Annotated in this window: 1 protein-coding gene; it reads right to left on the bottom strand. The window is 57.9% G+C overall.

The window, feature by feature from the left end; genetic code table 11:
* Nucleotides 1-254, bottom strand: a 254-nt coding sequence (locus tag P3R27_RS14630) for a CHASE3 domain-containing protein (protein ID WP_301399157.1), incomplete at its 3' end; no start/stop codon positions are given.
* Nucleotides 255-525: the final 271 nt, after the last annotated feature.

The raw sequence follows: 525 nt of genomic DNA, 5'->3' as shown, positions 1-525 counted from the left end.
GTGATCGCCTTGCTGTAGGGCTCCAGGTAGCGCTCCTCCCCCGTGAGCAGGTAGCCGCGCAGGCCGGTCTCGGCATCGAGCATCAACCGCAGCAGTTGGCTGATTTCCGAGCGGGTCGCCTGGGTCTGGGTCATGGCCTCCAGCGCCTTGGTCGAGCGCTTGTAGCTGGCCTCGTTAATGCTGACAAGCAGCACGGCCGCAACGATGGCAAATGCCAGGCTGATCGCAATTCTTCGGAAATTTATCCAACGCATAAGCATCCTCTCACCTACAAGATCTTCGCCGATATTCTGCATAATTCGTGTTATCGGCAGCCGGAGCAGTTCCTGCCCCGGCCGTTACCATATATTGTTTGCACGACCGGCGTTCCTGCTGGTCCCCCGAAAAAGAGGTATTCATGATCAGAATCGGCATTGTGGACGACCATGCAATTGTGCGCTCGGGTCTGCGTCAGTTTCTCTCGGAACATGTGGACCTGCGTGTAGTCGGTGAGGCCGCCAATGGCCGTGAGGCCATCGACCTGGT

It is taken from the genome of Enterococcus spodopteracolus, from assembly GCF_030441955.1.
GTDB classification, from domain to species: domain Bacteria; phylum Bacillota; class Bacilli; order Lactobacillales; family Enterococcaceae; genus Enterococcus_B; species Enterococcus_B spodopteracolus.
This window is presented reverse-complemented; position numbering and strand designations above follow the sequence as displayed.